This window comes from Caldimonas sp., assembly GCF_046289365.1.
GTDB lineage: Bacteria > Pseudomonadota > Gammaproteobacteria > Burkholderiales > Burkholderiaceae_C > Caldimonas.
The window spans coordinates 1-1,646 of sequence record NZ_JBKBVU010000344.1; the positions used below are offsets into that span (position 1 = coordinate 1).

1 protein-coding gene is annotated in these 1,646 nt (G+C 67.1%); it reads left to right on the forward strand.

From position 1 onward, the window contains the following. On the forward strand, positions 1-1,646 hold a 1,646-nt coding region (locus ACK42S_RS17860), incomplete at both ends, for a cobaltochelatase subunit CobN (RefSeq protein ID WP_409710788.1).

Sequence of the window (1,646 nt, forward strand, 5' to 3'; positions counted from 1 at the left end):
ACGGTGTCGATCGCGTGCGCAGTTACCATGACGCCACATTGGTGCCGACACATGCTTATGTAGCGTTCTATGTTTGGCTGCGCCAGCACTGGCGGGTCGACGCGTTGGTGCATGTCGGCAAGCACGGCAGCCTCGAGTGGTTGCCGGGCAAAACTGTGGCGCTATCCGACGGGTGTTGGCCGGATGCGATCCTGGGGCCGCTGCCCCACCTCTATCCCTTCATTGTCAACGACCCCGGCGAGGGTTGCCAAGCCAAGCGGCGCACGCAAGCCGTCATCATCGACCACCTCATGCCGCCGCTGACGAGGGCCGAGACGTACGGGCCGCTGCAGGCGCTGGAGCGCCGCATGGATGAGTACTATGAGGCGGTGCTGCTCGACCCGGCGCGGGCGCAGCGCCTGCAACAGCAGCTGTTGCAAGAGGCCCTGCAGCACCGGCTGCACACCGAGCTCGGTATGTCCCCTCCGCAGGATGAGGCGCAGCGCATGGCGTTGTTGCAGCGGCTCGATGCGTATTTGTGCGAAATCAAAGAGACGCAAATGCGCAGTGGGCTTCATGTGTTCGGGCAATCCCCTCAAGGCGAGGCCCTGTGGCAGACGGTGTTGGCATTGGTGCGGTTTCCGCGTGGTGCCTCCGCTGGCGAGGACAGCCTGCTGCGCGCGTTGGCTGCGGATCTGGGGTTGACGGACTACGATCCGTTACAGGCCGACGCCACACAGCCGTGGAGCGGGCCCCGACCGGCCGAGCTGCAAGCCGCCTCTACGCAGCCCTGGCGGCACGCGGGGCACACGCGTGAGCGGCTGGAGCGCCTGGCGCTGGAGTGTTTGCGCGATCCGTCGCGCGTGGATGCGGCGGCGTGGCCACGCACCGCAGCCGTGCTGGGCTGGGTGCGGGAGGTGCTGTTGCCGCGCTTGGCGCTGTCGGGTGTGAATGAGATGGCGCATTTGTTGGCCGGTTTGCGGGGGCGGTTTGTGCCGCCGGGCCCCAGTGGTGCGCCCTCGCGTGGCCGCGCCGATGTGCTGCCCACCGGACGAAATTTTTACGCCGTCGACACGCGCGCTGTGCCCACGCCGACCGCTTGGTCGATGGGGCAGCAGGCCGCGCAGCGGTTGCTGGAGCGGCATGTGCAGGAGCACGGAATGTTCCCTCAGTGTGTGGGTATGACGGTGTGGGGCACCAGCACGATGCGAACGGGCGGTGAGGACATGGCGGAAGCGTTGGCGCTGCTGGGGGTGCGGCCGCGCTGGGCGGATGGCAGCGGGCGTGTGGTGGACGTGGAGGTGGTGCCAGCCGCGGTGTTGGGGCGTCCGCGGGTGGATGTGACGCTGCGGATTTCGGGGTTTTTTCGTGACGCTTTTCCTGCGCTCATCGATCTGTTTGACACAGCGGTGCAAGCGGTGGCCGCCATTTCCGAGGAAGAGGAGCCCGACGAGCTCAATCCGGTGCGGGGGCGCATCCAGCGCGAGCAGCGTGTGCTGCAAGCGCAAGGGGAGGATGCGCAGCGCGCTTGGCGGGTGGCCACTTGGCGCGTCTTTGGCCCGAACGCGGGCGACTACCGCAACGGGGTGCAGGAACGCATCGAAAGCGGTCAGTGGCACAGCAGCCACGATTTGGCGCAGGCCTATGTTCAGGCGGGGGGGTATGCC